General features: G+C 43.2%; 1 protein-coding gene. It reads right to left on the reverse strand.

The genetic code is table 11. From position 1 onward, the window contains the following. Nucleotides 1–577, reverse strand: a 577-nt coding sequence (locus R8O11_RS29850; protein ID WP_318195210.1) for a glycosyltransferase N-terminal domain-containing protein, incomplete at both ends; no start/stop codon positions are given.

A 577-nucleotide genomic window follows, 5' to 3' on the forward strand; every position in this document is an offset into this window, starting at 1 on the left:
TGCCACCCATAAAGCAGATGTCTGCTGCACCAATCAATACGAGCATTTCACCCATTGTATCGCCTAGGTAAATCTGCGTTGTGTTTTCTGCAGGTTGCTTTTCTGTGCGACGGACAGTTTCAAAGCCTTGTTTTTTACAAAGAGTGAAAACATCGTCAAATCGTTCCGGATGCCGAGGAACTAAAATGAGTAAAGCATTGGGATGAGATTCTAAAATCTGTTTATGTGCCTCTAATACCTGTTCATCCTCGCCTTTATGCGTACTCGCTGCAATCCATACTGGGCGGTCTTTTCCAAGTTGCGCTCGAAGTGCTTTGCCTTGTAGCTTCACGTGATCTGAAATTTGAATATCAAATTTAATCGAGCCCGTGACCGATAGCTTCTCTTTATTGACGCCTAAGCGTTCAAATCGCTCTGCATCAGAATCCGTTTGACAAAGTACTTGCGTCAAGCATGGATGAAGTTGGTTAAAAAGCCATTGGACTTTTGCGTAATTTTGACAGGATTTTTCTGATAGCCTAGCGTTAACTACGGTGATCGGAATATTGGCTTGTTTGACGACGTTGAGCGTATTTGG

The sequence above is a fragment of the Vibrio sp. 1288 genome, assembly GCF_033344475.1.